This window comes from Klebsiella sp. CN_Kp100 (assembly GCF_040065315.1).
In the GTDB taxonomy this organism is placed as follows: Bacteria; Pseudomonadota; Gammaproteobacteria; order Enterobacterales; family Enterobacteriaceae; genus Klebsiella; species Klebsiella oxytoca.
This window is the reverse complement of record NZ_JBEAIJ010000001.1, coordinates 166,649-184,508: the sequence shown is the minus strand read 5'-3', so window position 1 is coordinate 184,508 and position 17,860 is coordinate 166,649. Positions and strand designations below refer to the sequence as shown.

Annotated in this window: 16 protein-coding genes; 9 read left to right on the top strand and 7 right to left on the bottom strand. The window is 55.4% G+C overall.

Features of this window, described 5'->3' with window-relative positions; all coding sequences use genetic code 11:
* The first annotated feature begins 445 nt into the window (after positions 1-445).
* The gene (gene galR / locus ABLV12_RS00885) at positions 446-1,462 is read left to right on the top strand and encodes an HTH-type transcriptional regulator GalR (protein WP_004105264.1); all 1,017 of its coding nucleotides are present in this window, start codon (positions 446-448) and stop codon (positions 1,460-1,462) included.
* Here the strand turns inward: galR and ABLV12_RS00880 are convergent.
* The 4 genes from ABLV12_RS00880 to ABLV12_RS00865 all read right to left on the bottom strand — a co-directional run bounded on the left by ABLV12_RS00880 (position 1,423) and on the right by ABLV12_RS00865 (position 5,513).
* Positions 1,423-1,902, bottom strand: a complete 480-nt coding sequence (locus tag ABLV12_RS00880; protein ID WP_064397355.1) for a GNAT family N-acetyltransferase — start codon at positions 1,900-1,902, stop codon at positions 1,423-1,425. The two genes, galR and ABLV12_RS00880, sit on opposite strands and share 40 nt — an antisense overlap.
* Entirely contained in the window at positions 1,899-2,672 is a 774-nt protein-coding gene (locus tag ABLV12_RS00875) for a GntR family transcriptional regulator (RefSeq protein ID WP_004105268.1), read from the bottom strand. Before ABLV12_RS00875 ends, ABLV12_RS00880 begins: the two co-directional genes overlap by 4 nt.
* A 68-nt stretch (positions 2,673-2,740) precedes the next feature.
* Positions 2,741-4,168: a glycoside hydrolase family 1 protein gene (locus tag ABLV12_RS00870; protein WP_348866724.1), complete on the bottom strand. Its 1,428-nt coding sequence runs from the start codon at positions 4,166-4,168 to the stop codon at positions 2,741-2,743.
* Positions 4,169-4,175: 7 nt separating this feature from the next.
* Complete coding sequence (locus ABLV12_RS00865) at positions 4,176-5,513, bottom strand: PTS transporter subunit EIIC (RefSeq protein WP_348866723.1); 1,338 nt, start codon at positions 5,511-5,513, stop codon at positions 4,176-4,178.
* A gap of 303 nt (positions 5,514-5,816) precedes the next feature.
* Here ABLV12_RS00865 and ABLV12_RS00860 point away from each other — a divergent pair, with 303 nt between their 5' ends.
* The gene (locus ABLV12_RS00860) at positions 5,817-6,818 is read left to right on the top strand and encodes a LacI family DNA-binding transcriptional regulator (RefSeq protein ID WP_160887019.1); all 1,002 of its coding nucleotides are present in this window, start codon (positions 5,817-5,819) and stop codon (positions 6,816-6,818) included.
* Between the two features lie 39 nt (positions 6,819-6,857).
* On the opposite strand, the gene lysA is transcribed toward ABLV12_RS00860, so the two are convergent.
* Entirely contained in the window at positions 6,858-8,120 is a 1,263-nt protein-coding gene (lysA, locus tag ABLV12_RS00855; protein WP_049128655.1) for a diaminopimelate decarboxylase, read from the bottom strand.
* Between the two features lie 134 nt (positions 8,121-8,254).
* Between lysA and ABLV12_RS00850 the strand changes: the two genes are divergently transcribed.
* Complete coding sequence (locus tag ABLV12_RS00850; RefSeq protein ID WP_064397351.1) at positions 8,255-9,181, top strand: LysR family transcriptional regulator; 927 nt, start codon at positions 8,255-8,257, stop codon at positions 9,179-9,181.
* On the opposite strand, the gene ABLV12_RS00845 is transcribed toward ABLV12_RS00850, so the two are convergent.
* The gene (locus tag ABLV12_RS00845; RefSeq protein WP_004105281.1) at positions 9,168-9,860 is read right to left on the bottom strand and encodes an aspartate/glutamate racemase; all 693 of its coding nucleotides are present in this window, start codon (positions 9,858-9,860) and stop codon (positions 9,168-9,170) included. The two genes, ABLV12_RS00850 and ABLV12_RS00845, sit on opposite strands and share 14 nt — an antisense overlap.
* A gap of 136 nt (positions 9,861-9,996) precedes the next feature.
* On the opposite strand from ABLV12_RS00845, the gene ABLV12_RS00840 reads away from it, so the two are divergent.
* The 6 genes from ABLV12_RS00840 to ABLV12_RS00815 all read left to right on the top strand — a co-directional run bounded on the left by ABLV12_RS00840 (position 9,997) and on the right by ABLV12_RS00815 (position 16,244).
* Positions 9,997-10,323 carry a cupin domain-containing protein gene (locus ABLV12_RS00840; RefSeq protein WP_064397348.1) on the top strand — a complete coding sequence of 109 codons (327 nt, stop codon included), beginning with the start codon at positions 9,997-9,999 and terminating at the stop codon, positions 10,321-10,323.
* Positions 10,324-10,816: 493 nt separating this feature from the next.
* The gene (locus tag ABLV12_RS00835) at positions 10,817-11,707 is read left to right on the top strand and encodes a sugar ABC transporter permease (RefSeq protein ID WP_004115132.1); all 891 of its coding nucleotides are present in this window, start codon (positions 10,817-10,819) and stop codon (positions 11,705-11,707) included.
* Positions 11,700-12,602: a carbohydrate ABC transporter permease gene (locus ABLV12_RS00830; RefSeq protein WP_004105302.1), complete on the top strand. Its 903-nt coding sequence runs from the start codon at positions 11,700-11,702 to the stop codon at positions 12,600-12,602. Before ABLV12_RS00835 ends, ABLV12_RS00830 begins: the two co-directional genes overlap by 8 nt.
* Before the next feature lie 12 nt (positions 12,603-12,614).
* The gene (locus tag ABLV12_RS00825) at positions 12,615-13,742 is read left to right on the top strand and encodes an ABC transporter ATP-binding protein (protein ID WP_004105304.1); all 1,128 of its coding nucleotides are present in this window, start codon (positions 12,615-12,617) and stop codon (positions 13,740-13,742) included.
* 16 nt (positions 13,743-13,758) lie between these two features.
* Complete coding sequence (locus ABLV12_RS00820) at positions 13,759-15,045, top strand: ABC transporter substrate-binding protein (RefSeq protein WP_004105307.1); 1,287 nt, start codon at positions 13,759-13,761, stop codon at positions 15,043-15,045.
* Positions 15,046-15,113: 68 nt separating this feature from the next.
* Positions 15,114-16,244 (top strand): oligogalacturonate lyase family protein, encoded by a 1,131-nt coding sequence (locus ABLV12_RS00815; protein ID WP_032692184.1) that lies wholly within the window; start codon positions 15,114-15,116, stop codon positions 16,242-16,244.
* Between the two features lie 219 nt (positions 16,245-16,463).
* Here ABLV12_RS00815 and ABLV12_RS00810 read toward each other — a convergent pair whose 3' ends face one another.
* Positions 16,464-17,810, bottom strand: coding sequence for a carbohydrate porin (locus tag ABLV12_RS00810; protein WP_004115141.1), 1,347 nt, complete (start codon positions 17,808-17,810; stop codon positions 16,464-16,466).
* Between the last annotated feature and the right edge of the window lie 50 nt (positions 17,811-17,860).

The window sequence follows — 17,860 nt, the reverse complement described above, 5'->3', positions numbered from 1 at the left end:
CTGATTGTCTCGTTTTTTCCTCCGCCGGTGCCAGCCATAAAACGCAAGGGAATAAGCCTAAGTGCAACCAGTTATTGCTATTTTCGCTAACTGTAACAACGGCAGCGGCAGGCAAAAAAAAACCTGCGCATCTGCGCAGGCTGGTGTAATTAGAGTGGTCAACCTGAAGTCGACTCCACCTATCAATACCTCTGGGATAGCCAGAGTATCAATGCACTGAATGGGTTAACCAGCGAACATTCGCAACAGCTAATCGCAAAGTGTAAGCAAAGGTGTGAATTATCGTTTCCCGGTATCATTCTCCGTTCCCCTGTGGGTAACTATTTCACCGGCAACGCTACTCTGCGTCACAATTGCATTAACCTGAAACGACCAGACCTTGAATCTGCCGCGCTTTCCCGTACCATAACCGGTATGTAAACGCTTACCCTAAAAAAGGTCTGGTATGGCGACCATTAAGGATGTAGCCCGACTCGCAGGCGTTTCTGTCGCTACCGTCTCCCGCGTGATTAACAATTCACCGAAAGCCAGTGAAGCCTCGCGCCAGTCAGTAGGCGCGGCGATGGAAACGCTAAATTATCACCCCAACGCTAACGCCCGCGCGCTGGCGCAGCAGTCAACGGAAACCGTCGGCCTGGTGGTGGGTGATGTCTCCGACCCCTTCTTCGGCGCGATGGTCAAAGCCGTCGAGCAGGTTGCCTACAATACCGGCAATTTTTTGCTGATCGGCAACGGCTATCACAGCCTTCATAAAGAGCGTCAGGCGATTGAACAGCTGATCCGCCACCGCTGCGCTGCGCTGGTGGTTCATGCCAAAATTATCCCCGACGACGAGCTGGCCTCGCTGATGAAGCAAATCCCCGGCATGGTGCTGATTAACCGCATTCTGCCCGGCTTCGAGCAGCGCTGCGTGGCGCTGGATGACCGCTACGGCGCGTGGCTCGCTACCCGCCACCTGATTCAGCAGGGGCACACCCGTATCGGCTATCTCTGCTCAAACCACGCCATTTCCGATGCCGAAGATCGGCTGCAGGGCTACTATTCGGCGTTAAAAGAGAGCAACCTGCCGTGCAACGATCGGCTGGTGACCTTTGCCGAACCCGATGAGAGCGGCGGCGAACTGGCTATGACCGAGCTGCTGGGCCGCGGCAGAAATTTTACCGCCGTCGCCTGCTATAACGACTCAATGGCCGCCGGCGCGATGGGCGTCCTGAACGATAACGGGATTGATGTGCCGCGCGAGATTTCGCTGATTGGTTTTGATGACGTGCTGATTTCACGCTACGTGCGGCCGCGGCTGACTACCGTGCGCTATCCGATTATCACCATGGCGACTCAGGCCGCTGAGCTGGCATTAGCGCTGGCGGAACATCGGCCTCCGCCGGAGATAACGCATCTTTTCAGCCCTACGCTGGTCCGCCGTCACTCGGTGATTGCGCCTCTCGATAGCGACAAATCGTAGCGGTATAAACTGACGGCGGCGGCCGGATAATCCAGGCCTTCGCCGATGTACTGCCAGCCGAAACGTTCATAAAAATCGCGGCAGGCGGAGTAGAGAAACAGCTCGCCATAGCCCTGCTTTCGGGCATAGTCGATAACGTGCTGCTGTAGTTTCCCGGCCAGCCCCTGCCCGCGCGCTTCAGGAGCCACGTAGAGCGCCGCCATCCATGGATAAAGGTCCTGACGGCTGATTAAATCGCAGCGCCACAGGCCGACGGTGCCTAACAGCGTCTCCCCCTCAGCGGCAATAAAGGTCATAGGCAGCGCCCCTGGCGTCTGGCTATGCCCGACAATACTGGCGAAGAACGCCTGCGGCAGCGTTTCACCGCCAAAAGCCCGCCATAGCCATTCCGTCACGCGTGAAGCGTGCTGCGGCGCGGCGTAGAGGGGTTGGATAATCACACCAGCTTCCCCTGAAAAATAGGCACCGATTCAAAGAGGTAGCCATCAAAGTCCGGCGCGTCTTCATCGGACAGCTCCAGCAGACTGTTTTTAACGTTTTCGAGATGCTGCCACATAGCCTGCCAGGCCCCCATCACATCGCGACGACGCAGGGCGGCGAGAAGCGTTTGCCGATCGCCGAGCCACTTCAGGCGATACGCCCGGCTGGCAATATGCACGTTGAACTGCTGCCACAGCGGGCTGCTGTCCATCTGCAGCCAGATGCGCTCGACCGTCGCCAGCAGCATCTGATTTTGCGTCGCGCCGGCCAGCACCAGGTGAAACAGCCGGGCGTTGTCCTGGCTGGTATCGTTAGCGGCAATGGCCCGCTGCTCCTGCTCGATAATGCGCTTCAGGTTATCGATATCGGCGCGGGTGGCCATTTTGGCGGCAAAGGCGGCGATGTTGCTCTCCAGCAGCTGGCGGGCCTGCAGGATTTCGAAGGGCCCGACGTCGCTGCTCAGCATCTGTTCTTCCTCACTATCGTCCTCGTGCGGGATGCGCATCACATACACCCCTGAGCCCTGGCGGATATCAACCGTCCCCTGCAGCTCCAGCATCAACAGCGCTTCACGGACGATGGTACGGCTCACGCCGTAGGTCTCGGCGATATTGCGTTCCGGCGGCAGGCGCGACCCGATAGGATAGCGCCCCTGCGCAATCTGTGCGCGTAAATCATCACCTATTTCCTGGTAGGGTTTCTTTTCCGGCGGAATGATAGCCTTCTCCACAATATCACCTGTGCGTTATGAGCCTGCGAGTCAATATCGGCCGCTATCTTAGCAAAATTTCAGCCCGGCTAGCGCCACTCATCATCAATATCCAGCGTCAATTCGCGACTCTCGCCAAGCTTACGGAACCAGTTGGCGGAAGCCTTGGGCCGCCGGGCACGATTATTTTGCAGATCGATTTCAATCAGCCCGTAGCGGTTTTTAAAGGCGTTCATTGGCGAAACGTTATCGGTAAATGCCCATAGCATGTAACCCTGGCAGTTGGCTCCCGCTTCCCACGCGCGCAGCGTCTGCCAAAGATGCTCGCTGATAAAACGGATCCGGTAGTCGTCGGCGATAGTGCCTTCGCTATTGCGAAACTGCCCTTCGTTTTCCACACCCATGCCGCTTTCCGCCACGAACCACGAAATATTGCGATAGTCCCGTTTGATCCGCATCGCCATATCAAAAATGATTTGCGGATAAATTTCCCAGCCGCGGGAGTGATTCATCCGCCGTCCCGGTAGTTCAAAGGGCTCATAGTAGTAAGCCGGATGGAACGGCGTCTGCGGGTGCCAGGCGCGCGATGGCGCTTTAACGCGATGCGGATAGTAAAGGTTAATCCCCAGCTCATCGACGGTGTTTTCGCGGATAATCGCCAGCTCTTCCGCTCGATAATCCCATGCAACCTCGTGCTGTTCGAGCAGGGCCAGCAGCTCGGGCGGGTATTCGCCGTGGACCAGCGGGTCGAGAAAAATCCGGTTATAGAACAGATCGTAGCGCTCGGCGGCACGCACGTCATGCGGCGCTGTTGAGCGCGGGTACGTTACCTCCGGGTTAAGAATGCAGCCTACCGTGCCGCGATAGCCTTTCTCGCGGAACAGCTGGACCACTTTTGCCGTCGCCAGCACCTTGTGGTGGTTCCACTGCATCCAGATGCCGGTATTCTGCTCGTAGGGCCAGCGCAGCGCGTCCAGGTAAACGCGGGTCTGCACGACGATCGGCTCATTGAAAGTAAACCAGCGCGTAACCTTGCGGTGATAGCGGGCGAAAACTTTCTCTGCATACTGCACAAACAGCGCAACCACCTTTTTTGACGCCCAACCGCCGTACTGCTCCAGCAGATAGCCGGGGAGTTCATAGTGCTCAAGGCAGATCATCGGCTCGATGCCGTTGGCCAGCAGTTCATCGAACAACTGGTCGTAGTACGTCGCATAGGCTTCATCGACCGTGACGTTTTCATAATCGGTGAGAAAGCGCGACCAGTTTATCGACGTACGGTAGTGGGTGAGCCCGGCCAGCTTCATCAACTGCACATCTTCGCGGAAGCGGTTGATAAAATCCGTCGCCACAGCCGGACCGTAGCCGTTATGCCAGACGTGACGGTCGTTCTTGTACCAGAGATCGGGCCAGGAATCCTGACCCTCTTGCTTGCCGCTCCAGCCCTCGGTTTGCCACGCCGAAGCGGCGGCGCCGAGGATAAAGTCGCGGGGAATGGCCATCTTTACTGTCGTCATGGTGTCCTCATGCATTTTCGCTGGCTTGCGCGTTGTCCGCCTGACGCTGGGCGTTTTCCGCGCGACGGGAAGCAATTTTGACAAACGGCAGGTAGATAAGCACCGCGGTCAGGATGCAGATAAGCTGCGTCACCACCGCGCCCATCGAGCCCGCCGTTGACAGCCAGGCGTTGATCAGCGGCGGCGTGGTCCAGGGCACCATCACCACCGCTTTACCGGCAAAACCGGCGGCAGTCGCGAAGTAGCCGATGCTGCCGGTCACCAGCGGCGTAATAATAAAGGGGATCGCGAGGATCGGATTGAGCATGATCGGCATCCCGAAAATGACCGGTTCGTTGATATTGAACAGGCCCGGTCCAATCGATAGCTTGGCGATCTCTTTCATCTCTTTGCGTTTAGTGGCGATCATCACCGCAATCAGCAGACCAATCGTCAGTCCCGATCCGCCAATGCTCATATAGACATTCCAGAACGGCATGGTGATGATATTCGGCACTTCTTTGCCCTGCTCAAAGGCGCTCATATTGACGGTAATGGCTCCCAGCAGCAGCGGTTCGCGGATCGGTTTGATCATCTGATTACCGTGAATGCCGATAACCCAGAACAGCTGCGCGACAAACATCAGCAGCAGGATCCCCGGCAGGCTTTGCACCACCCGCTCCAGCGGCTGCTGCACCACCTGATAGACCGCGTCATACAGATACATGCCGGTCGCCTGATGAAAAATAAAGCCAAAGGTGGCAATCACCGTGGTGGTGATAATGGCCGGGATCAGCGCGGAAAATGATGCCGATACGTTGGGCGGCACGGTATCCGGCATCTTAATCTTCAGCCCCTTACGGCCCTCCAGCCAGTAGTAGATCTCCACCGACAGAATAGCGATAAACATGCCAAGGAACAGGCTGCGGGTATCGGAGAACTGGCGCAGCAGGACATCCTTCACTTCATGCATTTGCCCGTCGACCATCATCTCGACGGTGGTCGGCGTGACGCAGATAAAGCAGATCACCGCCAGCAGTCCGGGGAACAGGCTCTTAATGCCGTTAATCCGCCCCAGCTCAATGCCAATAAGGAACACCGCGCCAATATTGAGAAAGTTAAGGGTGGCGTAGTTGATCGCGCTGGTAATAGGTTTGAGCGCCGCCAGAAACGAGAGCGCCTGAAAGCTGGCGAGGCCGTTTTTTGGATCCAGCACCATATTGGAGATCAGCACCGAAAAGGCGCCAACGATGATCACCGGCATCAGGGTAATAAAGGCGGATTTTATCGCCATGATGTAGCGGTAGCTGTTGAATTTCGTGGCGAAACTCCCCAGTGAGTCGATCAGTTTGTCCTGCAATGCCATAGAGGATACCTCAGTTTTAAGGGCTTTTAGCGCACCAGGTGTACAGCCAAACACCTATTGGCATACCAAAAAATAGCCACTGGTGAGAATAAGTTCTGTGATTAAGCTCGCAACTCGTTTATTGGTATTCCAGAAAGGCGGAAATTGGCATACCGCATTTACAGTTTTATTTTCCGCGCGATCAATTCCTGTAAAAGCGTGATCGCGATAGTTTTTTGCGCCGCCATCAAGCCATATCCCCCTGAATGTCTGTGATAAACTGCGGGTTACCACGTGATATCAGGAATCGGATGAATGGCTACAATGCTGGATGTCTCAATTCGCGCAGGCGTCTCTAAAGCGACGGTTTCCCGCGTGTTGAACGGCACGGGTCAGGTGAAAGAGAGCACCCGCCAACAGGTTTTTAAGGCGATGGAAGAGCTGGGCTATCGGCCTAATTTTCTCGCCCGCTCGCTGGCGAACCGCACCAGCAACAGTATCGGACTGGTGGTTTCTACCTTTGACGGCTTCTATTTTGGCCGCCTGCTGCAGCAGGCTTCCCGCCAGACGGAAGCCTGGGGTAAACAGCTGATCGTTACCGACGGCCACGATGCGCCGGAACGTGAAGAAGAGGCGGTGCAGATGCTGGCCGACCGCCAGTGCGATGCTATCGTGCTTTACACCCGCCATATGAGCGAAAAGAAAATCATGTCGCTGATTGAATCCATCGACATGCCGCTGGTGGTGATTAACCGTGATGTAAGCCAGGCGAGAGAGCGCTGCGTGTTTTTCGAACAGCAGGATGCAGTGTTTCAGGCGGTGGAATATCTGATAACCCAGGGCCATCGCGATATCGCCTGTATTACCGTGCCGATGCACACGCCGACGGGTAAAGCTCGCCTGGAAGGCTATCGTAACGCGCTGAAAAAGCACGGCATTAAGTGGGATCCGGCGAAAGTGAAATACGGCGACTCCACCATGAGCCGCGGCTATGAACTCTGCTGCGAGCTGCTGGAAGAGAAAACGCCGTTTAGCGCGCTGTTTTCCTGTAACGATGATATGGCGCTGGGCGCTTCGAAGGCGCTGCACCAGGCAGGGCTGCGGATCCCGCAGGATATTTCGCTGTTTGGCTTTGATGACGCGCCGAGCGCTAAATGGCTGGAACCGGGGCTATCGACGGTCTATCTGCCGATCGATAACATGATCACTACCGCTATCGATCAGGCGATCAAGCTGGCTAACGGTCAGCCGATCGAAACCATACCGCCGTTTACCGGCAAACTGGTGCTGCGCGAGTCGGTCACCACCGGGCCGTATTACGCATAATTAGCGGGCCCGATAAGCAAAGCGCCATCGGGCAGCGCCTTAAAGCTGCTCGAGCGCCAGCAGCTCTTCGATAGTCTGACGGCGGCGGATCAACCGCGCTTTACCGTTGTCGAACAGCACTTCCGGCAGTAGCGGACGACTATTGTAGTTTGAGGACATCGACGCGCCGTAAGCGCCGGTATCGTGCAGCACCAGATAATCGCCCGGCACTACCGCAGGCAGCAGGCGGGTTTCCACTTTCCCTCCTTCCTGCTGGGTAAAGACATCGCCCGATTCGCACAGCGGCCCGGCCACCACGGTTTCAATCTCCGCCGCGGCGCTCAGATCGCGGCCGTCCGCGGCCAGAGCGGTAATATGGTGATAGCTGCCGTACATCGCCGGACGCATCAAATCATTAAAACCGGCGTCAATCAGCACGAAGTGGCGGCTGCCCATCTCTTTTACGCTGCGAACCTGAGAAACCAGCACGCCGGATTCCGCCACCAGGAAGCGACCCGGTTCGATCTCAAGCGCGACCGGATGGCCCAGGTGTTTAGCGACCTGTTCACGCGCCGCGTTCCACAGGCCGAAATAGTGATCGGTATCGATCGCCTCTTCGCCTTCGCGGTAAGGGATCGACAGCCCGCCGCCGGCGGAGATCGCCTGCAGATCCTGACCGAATTCGACAACCTGACGCACCATCGCGCCGCAGACCTGCTCCAGGTGGCCGTAGTCTACGCCGGAGCCGATATGCATATGAATTCCCACCAGCTGTAGCTGATAACGACGCATCACTTCCAGCGCCGCCGTTAAATGACTGTGCCAGATGCCGTGCTTGCTGTTTTCGCCGCCGGTATTGGTTTTTTGGCTATGACCGTGACCGAACCCCGGGTTAACCCGCAACCAGACGCGATGGCCCGGTGAAACTTCGCCCAGCTGGCTCAGCATATCAATTGAGCCGGCGTTGACCGGGATCTGTAGTTCTTTCACCCGCGCCAGGGTTGCATCGTCGATCAGATCAGCGGTAAAGACGATATCTTCCGGATGCTGATGCGGATCGTATCCGGCAGCCAGCGCGCGCTCGATCTCGCCCAACGACACCGAATCCACCTTCACGCCCTGCTCGCGCATCAGGCGAAGGATGTGGATATTCGAGCAGGCCTTCTGCGCAAAACGCACTACGTCGAACTTGCTCAACTGAGCAATCTGGCGGCGGATAATTTGCGCGTCGTAGACCCAAACCGGGCAGCCGAACTCGGCGGGCAAACGCAGCAGATTGTCTGCGTTCAGGTCGGTATCGGTGGCGTAAAGCGAGTGTGGCATAAAGAACTCCGGTGCTGTGTGTGCGTTATCTCTGTTTTTTTACGATTACGCCACAGCGCGTGGGGAATAAAAAATATCGTTTTATTGCCAGTCTATGCAAAAATGATATGGCTTGCGTTACTTAAGGAACACTCATGCCCGCCGTTAATCTGCGTCATATTGAAATCTTCCATGCCGTCATGACCACCGGCAATCTGACCGAGGCCGCAAGAATGCTGCATACCTCGCAGCCGACCGTCAGCCGCGAGCTGGCGCGTTTTGAAAAGGTGCTGGGATTAACGCTGTTCGCCCGCGCCCGCGGCCGTCTGCAGCCAACGGTTCAGGGTTTACGCCTGTTTGAAGAGGTGCAGCGCTCCTGGTACGGCCTGGACAGAATCGTCAGCGCTGCGGAAAGCCTGCGCGAGTTCCGCCAGGGCGAACTGTCGGTCGCCTGTCTGCCGGTATTTTCCCAATCATTCCTGCCGCTACTGCTGGGGCCTTTTTTGACGCGCTACCCGGAGGTCAGCCTGCAAATCGTCCCGCAGGAGTCGCCGCTGCTGGAGGAGTGGCTTTCCGCCCAGCGCCACGATCTGGGATTGACGGAGACCCTGCATACTCCCGCCGGAACCGAGCGTACGCCCCTGTTGACCCTGAATGAAGTGTGCGTATTGCCGCAGGGCCATCCGCTTGCCGCTAAGCAAGTTTTAACGCCTGCAGACTTTAATGGTGAAAACTATATTAGCCTGTCGCGCACCGACAGCTACCGTCAGCTGCTCGATGCGCGGTTTCATGAACATCAGGTGAAACGGCGGATGGTGGTAGAAACGCACAGCGCCGCCTCCATTTGCGCTATGGTGCGCGCCGGAGTCGGCATTTCAGTGGTTAACCCGCTCACCGCGCTCGATTATGCCGGGAACGGCGTGGTGGTCCGACGCTTTAGCATTGAAGTGCCTTTTACCGTAAGCCTGGTTCGCCCGCTCCACCGCCCGGGATCCGCGCTGGTCGATGCGTTTGCACTGCATTTGCAAAACAGCATGTCTCGCATCCTGACCCCGCTCGAAGCGGTACTTACGAAAGCATAAACTCAACCGCGTCCGCCGCATGAATCGCTGTGGTATCAAACACCGGCAGCGGACTGCTCTCTTCCGGTACCAGCAGGCCGATTTCGGTGCAGCCAAAAATGACCCCTTCCGCCCCCTGCTCCGCCAGAGCGTCAATGACCTGCAGATAGTAGTCGCGTGAATGCGCGTTAAAGACGCCGAGGCACAGTTCATCAAAAATGATCTGGTTAATCCGCGTGCGATCTTCAGCTTCCGGAATCAGCGTATCAATAGCAAACTGCTGCTGCAGGCGGCCGCGATAAAAATCCTGTTCCATGGTATAGCGCGTGCCTAATAGCGCAACGCGGCGCTGGCCCTTTGCGATAATCGCTCGTCCGGTAGCGTCGGCAATATGCAAAAACGGCACGTCGCAGCGCGTTTCTATCGCCTGCGCGACTTTATGCATGGTGTTGGTACACAGGACGATCCCTTCGGCGCCCGCCTGCTGCAGGCCGAAGGCCGCCTGCGCGAGGATCTCGCCCGCGCGTTCCCAGTCGCCGTTTGACTGACAGGCTTCAATTTCGTGGAAATCGACGCTGTGCAACAGCAGGCTGGCGGAGTGCAGACCGCCGAGGCGTGCTTTAATACCTTCATTTATCAACCGGTAGTAAGGAATCGTTGATTCCCAGCTCATACCGCCTAACAGACCAATCGTTTTCATCATCCCTCCTTGTGTGAGTTTTTCAGTAGAACAAAGTTGTGATCGACTTTCCACTTCTCCCGACGATCGTTTCCTTTTTCAGGATTATGGGATAGATTAAATGAAACATTGTTTCAATTAATCACAGGACCATCGGATGTTTATTTTTCATAAAGAGACCACCCTTGAAGATCTGGGTAATGGCGTCACGCGCCGCATTCTTGCGCACGATGGCAAAATGATGGCGGTTGAAGTGAACTTCGAACAAGGCGCCATTGGGCCGATGCATAACCACCCACATGAACAGCTTACCTACGTGCTCTCAGGCGAGTTCGAGTTCACCATCGGCGATGAAAAGCACGTGGTCAGCGCCGGCGATACGCTCTACAAGAAACCGGAAATTATGCACGGCTGCGTTTGCCTCAGGGCGGGAACGCTGCTGGATACCTTCACCCCTGTGCGTCAGGATTTTCTGCAAAAGTAGCCCTTCATCTCCAGGGCATGCCGCGCATGCCCACCATTTTCTGAACTTTTCCGCTACAAATAATTGTCATAAAGTATGTCGCACCGCAATGATTAGCAGCGCAAGCAATTTCGCCTGACCAGCCTCTCTCCGTCGGACTCTCATCCGTATCTCTGACCTCTCATCTCTGCAAAATGCGCGCTCCAGCACCTTTTTGAAACATCGTTTCGACTTTGATCACATTTCCGCGATCAACCGAATGACTCCGTAATAAATAGCAATAAAATAAAATTAAAACGGCGTTTTACAAAATCAGGACGCCGGGTAAGACAAAATCAAAAAACACATGTTCTTCAGGGATAAGAAGAAAGAAAAGTTTTAACCAATCAACCATCGCCAGGGAAGGATTTACCGCTGACATACCAGGAACGCATTAACTTTCCGGCGGCACGGGCCGCGGGAAAGGCAGTAACCCCGAATCCGTATTACAAACTCGTAAGCCAGGTAGGTATGTATGAATGAAAACAAAATGCTGGGATTGGCATGGATATCGCCCTACATCATAGGGTTGATAGTCTTTACCGCCTTTCCCTTTGTTTCATCTTTCTTCCTCAGTTTCACTGAGTACGATTTGATGAGTCCACCGGTGTTTAACGGCATCGAAAACTATCGCTACATGCTGACCGAAGATGGCCTCTTCTGGAAATCCATGGGCGTGACGTTCGCGTATGTCTTTTTAACCATCCCGTTAAAACTGGCTTTCGCTCTGGGGATCGCGTTTGTCCTCAACTTTAAGCTGCGCGGCATCGGTTTTTTCCGTACCGCCTACTACATCCCGTCGATACTCGGTAGCTCGGTGGCGATTGCCGTATTGTGGCGCGCGCTGTTTGCTATCGACGGCCTGCTGAACAGCTTTATCGGCGTGCTCGGCTTCGACCCGGTCAACTGGCTCGGCGAGCCTTCTCTGGCCCTGATGTCCGTTACCCTGCTGCGCGTCTGGCAGTTTGGCTCAGCGATGGTCATCTTCCTTGCGGCGCTGCAGAACGTTCCACAATCACAATATGAAGCGGCGATGATCGATGGCGCTTCAAAATGGCAGATGTTTATGAAGGTCACGGTGCCGCTAATCACACCTGTGATTTTCTTCAACTTCATCATGCAGACTACCCAGGCGTTCCAGGAGTTTACCGGCCCGTACGTCATCACCGGCGGCGGCCCAACCTACTCAACCTATCTGTTCTCGCTCTATATCTACGACACCGCCTTTAAGTACTTCGATATGGGCTACGGTGCGGCGCTGGCATGGGTGCTGTTCCTGGTGGTCGCGGTGTTTGCCGCCATTGCGTTTAAGTCTTCGAAATATTGGGTGTTCTACTCCGCCGATAAGGGAGGCAAAAATGGCTGATATCCAACAAATCACTGAAGCAAGGGACGTCGCTGAACGTGAAGTCGCGCGGACGCTGCGCCGTGAAAAAATAAGCCGCTCGATTCGCTATGTGATCCTGCTGTTCGTCGGCCTGCTGATGCTCTACCCGCTGGTATGGATGTTCTCGGCGTCGTTCAAACCGAACCATGAGATCTTCACCACCCTGAGTCTGTGGCCTGCCCACGCGACCTGGGATGGCTTTATCAACGGCTGGAAAACCGGCACCGAGTACAACTTCGGCCACTACATGCTGAACACCTTTAAGTATGTGATCCCGAAAGTGCTGCTGACCATTATCTCCTCCACCATCGTGGCCTACGGCTTTGCCCGCTTCGAAATCCCGTGGAAGAAATTCTGGTTCGCTACGCTGATCACCACCATGCTCCTGCCGAGCACCGTACTGCTGATCCCGCAGTATCTGATGTTCCGCGAAATGGGCATGCTGAACAGCTATCTGCCGCTGTACCTGCCGCTGGCCTTCGCCACTCAGGGGTTCTTCGTCTTCATGCTGATTCAGTTCCTGCGCGGCGTTCCGCGCGACATGGAAGAAGCGGCGCAGATTGACGGCTGCAACTCCATTCAGGTGCTGTGGTACGTGGTGGTGCCAATTCTGAAACCGGCGATTATCTCGGTGGCGCTGTTCCAGTTCATGTGGTCCATGAACGACTTTATCGGTCCGCTGATTTACGTCTACAGCGTGGATAAATACCCCATCGCGCTGGCGCTGAAAATGTCCATCGACGTCACGGAAGGCGCTCCGTGGAACGAAATTCTGGCAATGGCGAGTATCTCCATTCTGCCGTCCATCATCGTGTTCTTCCTGGCACAACGCTACTTCGTACAGGGCGTTACCAGCAGCGGAATTAAAGGTTAAGAGGGAAATATCATGGCTGAAGTTATTTTCAACAAACTGGAAAAGGTCTACTCCAACGGCTTCAAGGCGGTACATGGTATCGATCTGAAAATCGCGGACGGCGAGTTTATGGTTATCGTTGGGCCGTCCGGCTGCGCCAAATCGACTACCCTGCGCATGCTGGCTGGTCTGGAAACTATCAGCGGCGGCGAAGTGCGGATCGGCGAAAAAATCGTGAATAATCTCGCGCCAAAAGCGCGCGGCATTGCGATGGTATTCCAGAACTACGCGCTCTATCCGCATATGACGGTGCGCGAGAACCTCGCCTTCGGTCTGAAGCTGAGCAAGCTGCCAAAAGACCAGATTGAGGCCCAGGTAAACGAAGCGGCGAAAATCCTTGAGCTGGAAGAACTGCTGGACCGCCTGCCGCGTCAGCTCTCCGGCGGACAGGCACAGCGCGTAGCGGTTGGCCGCGCGATTGTGAAGAAACCGGATGTATTCCTGTTCGATGAGCCGCTCTCTAACCTTGACGCCAAGCTGCGCGCCTCAATGCGTATTCGTATTTCCGACCTGCATAAGCAGCTGAAAAAATCCGGTAAACCGGCGACCACCGTCTACGTCACCCACGATCAGACCGAGGCGATGACCATGGGCGACCGCATCTGCGTGATGAAGCTGGGCCATATCATGCAGGTGGATACCCCGGACAACCTCTATCACAAGCCGAAAAACATGTTTGTGGCCGGGTTTATCGGCGCGCCGGAGATGAATATTCGTCCCAGCCAGCTGGTTGAGCAAGCGGGTCGCCTGCATCTGACCGTTGGCGACGGTCTGCTGCCGCTAAACGACCGACTGCAGAGCAAGGTCGACACCCATAAGAACCAACAGGTGTTCTTTGGCGTGCGTCCGGAATTTGTCTCTATCTCCGATGAACCGTTTGCTGAAGGCTCCTGCCCTGGCGAGATGGTGCGCGTGGAAAACATGGGCCATGAATTCTTCGTCTACCTGAAGGTGGCCGATTATGAACTGACCGCCCGCGTGCCTTCAGATGAAGCGAAGCCAATGATTGAGAAAGGACTTCATCGCACGGTGCATTTCAAATTCGATCTCAACAAGTGTCATATCTTTGACGCCAAAACTGAACAGAACATCTCTCTGTGAACCCTGGAGTATTAAAATGAAAAAAGTGCTTTTAAGCGCCGCAATCTCCGCCACTTTGGGCCTTACCGCGTTGCCTTCTATGGCAAAGGATGTCGACCTGCGTATGTCATGGTGGGGCGGCAACGGCCGTCACCAGGTGACCCTCAAGGCGCTGGAAGAGTTTCATAAACAAAACCCGGATATCAACGTTAAAGCGGAATATACCGGCTGGGACGGCCATCTTTCGCGCCTGACCACGCAAATCGCCGGCGGTACCGAGCCGGACGTGATGCAAACTAACTGGAACTGGCTGCCAATCTTTTCGAAAAACGGCGAAGGCTTCTACGATCTCAACAAGATGAAGGACGTGATCGACCTGAGCCAGTTTGATGCCAAAGAGCTGCAAACCACCACGGTAGACGGCAAGCTTAACGGTATACCTATTTCCGTGACCGCGCGCGTCTTCTATTTTAACGATGAAACCTGGAAAAAAGCGGGCGTCGAGTACCCGAAAACCTGGGACGAGCTGATGGCGGCGGGTAAAACCTTTGAGAGCAAGCTGGGTAAACAGTATTACCCGGTCGTGCTGGAGCACCAGGACACTCTGGCGCTGCTCAATTCATATATGATTCAGAAGTACAACCAGCCGGCTATCGATGAAAAAACCAAGAAATTCTCCTACAGCAAAGAGCAGTGGGTCGAATTCTTCCAGATGTATAAAAAGCTTATCGACAGCCACGTGATGCCGGACACCAAATACTATGCCTCGTTCGGTAAGAGCAACATGTATGAAATGAAGCCGTGGATTCAGGGCGAGTGGGCGGGGACCTATATGTGGAACTCCACTATTAACAAATACTCCGACAACCTGAAGCCGCCGGCGAAGCTGGAGCTGGGCAGCTATCCGATGCTGCCGGGCGCTACCGACGCAGGTCTGTTCTTTAAACCTGCGCAGATGCTCTCCATTGGTAAATCCACCAAAAATCCGGAAGCGGCGGCGAAGGTGATCAACTTCCTGCTGAACAGTAAAGAAGGGGTTGAGACGCTGGGTCTTGAGCGCGGCGTGCCGCTGAGCAAAGTGGCGGTGCAATACCTGACCGAAAACGGCGCGATCAAAGAGGACGATCCGGCGGTATCGGGCCTGCGCCTGGCGCAGTCCCTGCCGGCCAAACTCTCGGTGTCGCCGTACTTTGATGACCCGCAGATCGTCGCCCAGTTCGGCACCTCTCTGCAGTACATCGACTACGGGCAGAAAACCGTGGAAGAGACGGCAATTGACTTCCAGCGTCAGTCTGACCGCATCCTGCGCCGCGCGATGCGCTAATTGCCTGTTATCGGAACCTACCCCGCAGCTCCGGCTGCGGGGTATTTTTTTAGCAAGGAGTGAAGTGAATCATGAAAGGCAAAATCATCCCGCTGAGCTTTCTGCACACGCAGGACAGCGAAACCGGTCACCAGGTGATCCGGATGACGCCACCGCATGTTATCTGCCATCGCAACTATTTCTATCAAAAATGCTTTACCCGGGATGGCGGTAAGCTGATTTTCGGCGGCGCGTTTGAAGGCCACTGGAACTACTATTTACTCGATATCGCCGGCCAGCAGGCGACCCAGCTCACCGACGGGCCGGGCGATAACACCTTTGGCGGTTTCCTTTCCGCCGACGACCGGTCGCTGTGGTATGTGAAAAACAACCAGCAGCTGCGCCGCGTGGATCTGGCCTCGCTGGAGGAACAGGTCGTATATCAGGTGGATGACCAATGGGTAGCCTACGGAACCTGGGTCGCCAACAGCGATTGCAGTCAGATGGTCGGAATCGAAATCAAAAAAAGCGACTGGCAGCCGTTGACCGACTGGGGCAAGTTCCGCGCATTCTACTTCACCGAGCCGGAGTGCCGGTTGATTAATATCGATCTGCGCAGCGGCGAACAGCGCGTGGTATTGCAGGAAAAACGCTGGCTCGGCCACCCGATTTACCGCCCGTTTGACGACAGCACCATCGCCTTCTGCCATGAAGGTCCGCGCGATGCTATCGATGCCAGAATGTGGCTTATCAACGCTGACGGCAGCAACATGCGCAAGGTTCGCCAGCACCAGCCGGGTGAGAGCTTTACGCACGAATTCTGGGTACCGGATGGCTCCGCGCTTTACTATGTCGCGCATCAGGAAAACGATCCGCATCGCTATCTGTATCGCGCCGACCCGGCAACGCTGGAAAATCGCCAGTTGATGGCGATTCCTCCGTGTTCGCATCTGATGAGCAATCACGATGGCAGCCTGGTGGTCGGCGACGGCGCGCCGCACAGCACCGGCGATATCCAGCTTAACGATCCGTTTATTTGGGTGTTTGATATTGCCGCCGATAGGCAGACCGCCGTGTGCCGCCATGACTCTACGTGGAAAGTGATTGAGGGCGAGCGCCAGGCGACGCATCCGCATCCGTCGTTTTCACCGGATAACCGCTGGGTGCTGTTTACCTCCGATAAAGAGGGTATGCCCGCGCTGTATCTGGCGGAGGTGTAGTGATTCGGCAACGTCCCGGCTCGCGCGGTGCTTAGCCGGGCTACCGCCGTCAGCGATCCCGCTGCCCGGATAGATGCACAAGCGTCGATTCCGGGAAATTATGCCACTCTGCGCGCTGCTCCCAGGGGCGGCGCAAAGCGCCTGCCCGGGCTACAGGTTAACAGCCCTCTGCGATCCCGTAGCCCGGGTAAGGCGTTTACGCCGCGACCCGGGAAGATGTCAGAAGAAATATTTAAATCGCACCCGCGCGCCGTAGCGTTCATCGGTATTACCGCTTTTCGCCGCCGATGAATCGAGCCATGACGCATAGGCCCCGAGATAAATATTAAAGTTCGGCATATCCATAATATTCGGCAGCTGCCAGGAGGTATGAATAGTGTGGATGTCGTAGCGCCCCGGCGTCAGAATCGCGCAGTCGCCATCGCACTCCGCGCTCACGCCGGAAAGATTAAACTGGTCGATTTTGTTATGCGCATAGATATAGCCCAGCTCCACGCGATGCCATAAAGCGTTGATACCGGCGCTGAAATCCTTTTCATCCGCCGCGTCCAGATACGCGGTGCTCAGGTTCACCACCGCTCCGTCCTCGGCATCAGTCTTCAGCGTATTCCAGCTCATGGTCATACCGTAGCCGGTGCGGCTGGACTGATCGACCCAGCGCCCGTTCTGATTCTGATAGCCGTAAGCATTGTTAACGAGGTTACTCTCCATTGCTGCCGCCACCGACCAGGGGCCAGACTGCCAGGACGCCACCGGACGCACGTACACCACGTTTTTACGATTATCGAGCGCGTTGCCGTGATAGTTCTGATCGACAAACAGCGAGCTGCCGTCCTCCACCAGCGTATTCACCTCAAAATACCAGTTATCGATATTTTTACTCAGCAGGAAATTGCCGCCGCTGCTGCTGCGTCCGCGCCCCTCTTTCATCATATAAATATAGCCGTAGCCGTCGCTATACAGATCGTTGGCCGTGTTGCCGGAATATTCAATAAAGGTATCCTGATTAAGCGGGAACATATCGTAGGCTTCAAAACGACCGATTTTAATTTTCCAGTCATCCTGCTGACCGAAGAAAAATGCGGCATCATCAAGATTCATTTTGCCATTCATATCCGCCAGCGGCTGCACGCTGAATCCGGCATATTTACCGTTAGCCCCTTTGCGTAATCCATCAAAGCCCAAAAGAATGCGGCCGTTAATATCCCAGCGTTCTTTATCTCCCGGCGCCCAGTTTTTATTGGCACTGGTTTTCACCGACGTCAGGCTACCGGTACGACTGGCGCCGTCCATATTAAACTCAACGTCGCCATAGAATTTTAATTCACCATAATCATTAAGCTGTAAAGCAGGTTTAGCCGGTGCGGCGCTGGCCACCGTGGCCGCTGGCGTTTCCTGACCTTTCAGCGCGCGGATTTCTGCCTCCGCGCTGGCCGCCCGCTGCTCGGTCGCCTTTAGCCGTTGTTCCATTTGCGCCAGCCGTTCCTCAAGAGATAACGGCGCCTGTGCATTAGCCAGAGGGGTAAATAAAGACGTCAGAACACACCCGACCCAGATTTTATTCATCGGAAAACCCTTTATTATTTAGTTAAATGATATTTTTTATTTTATGGGTA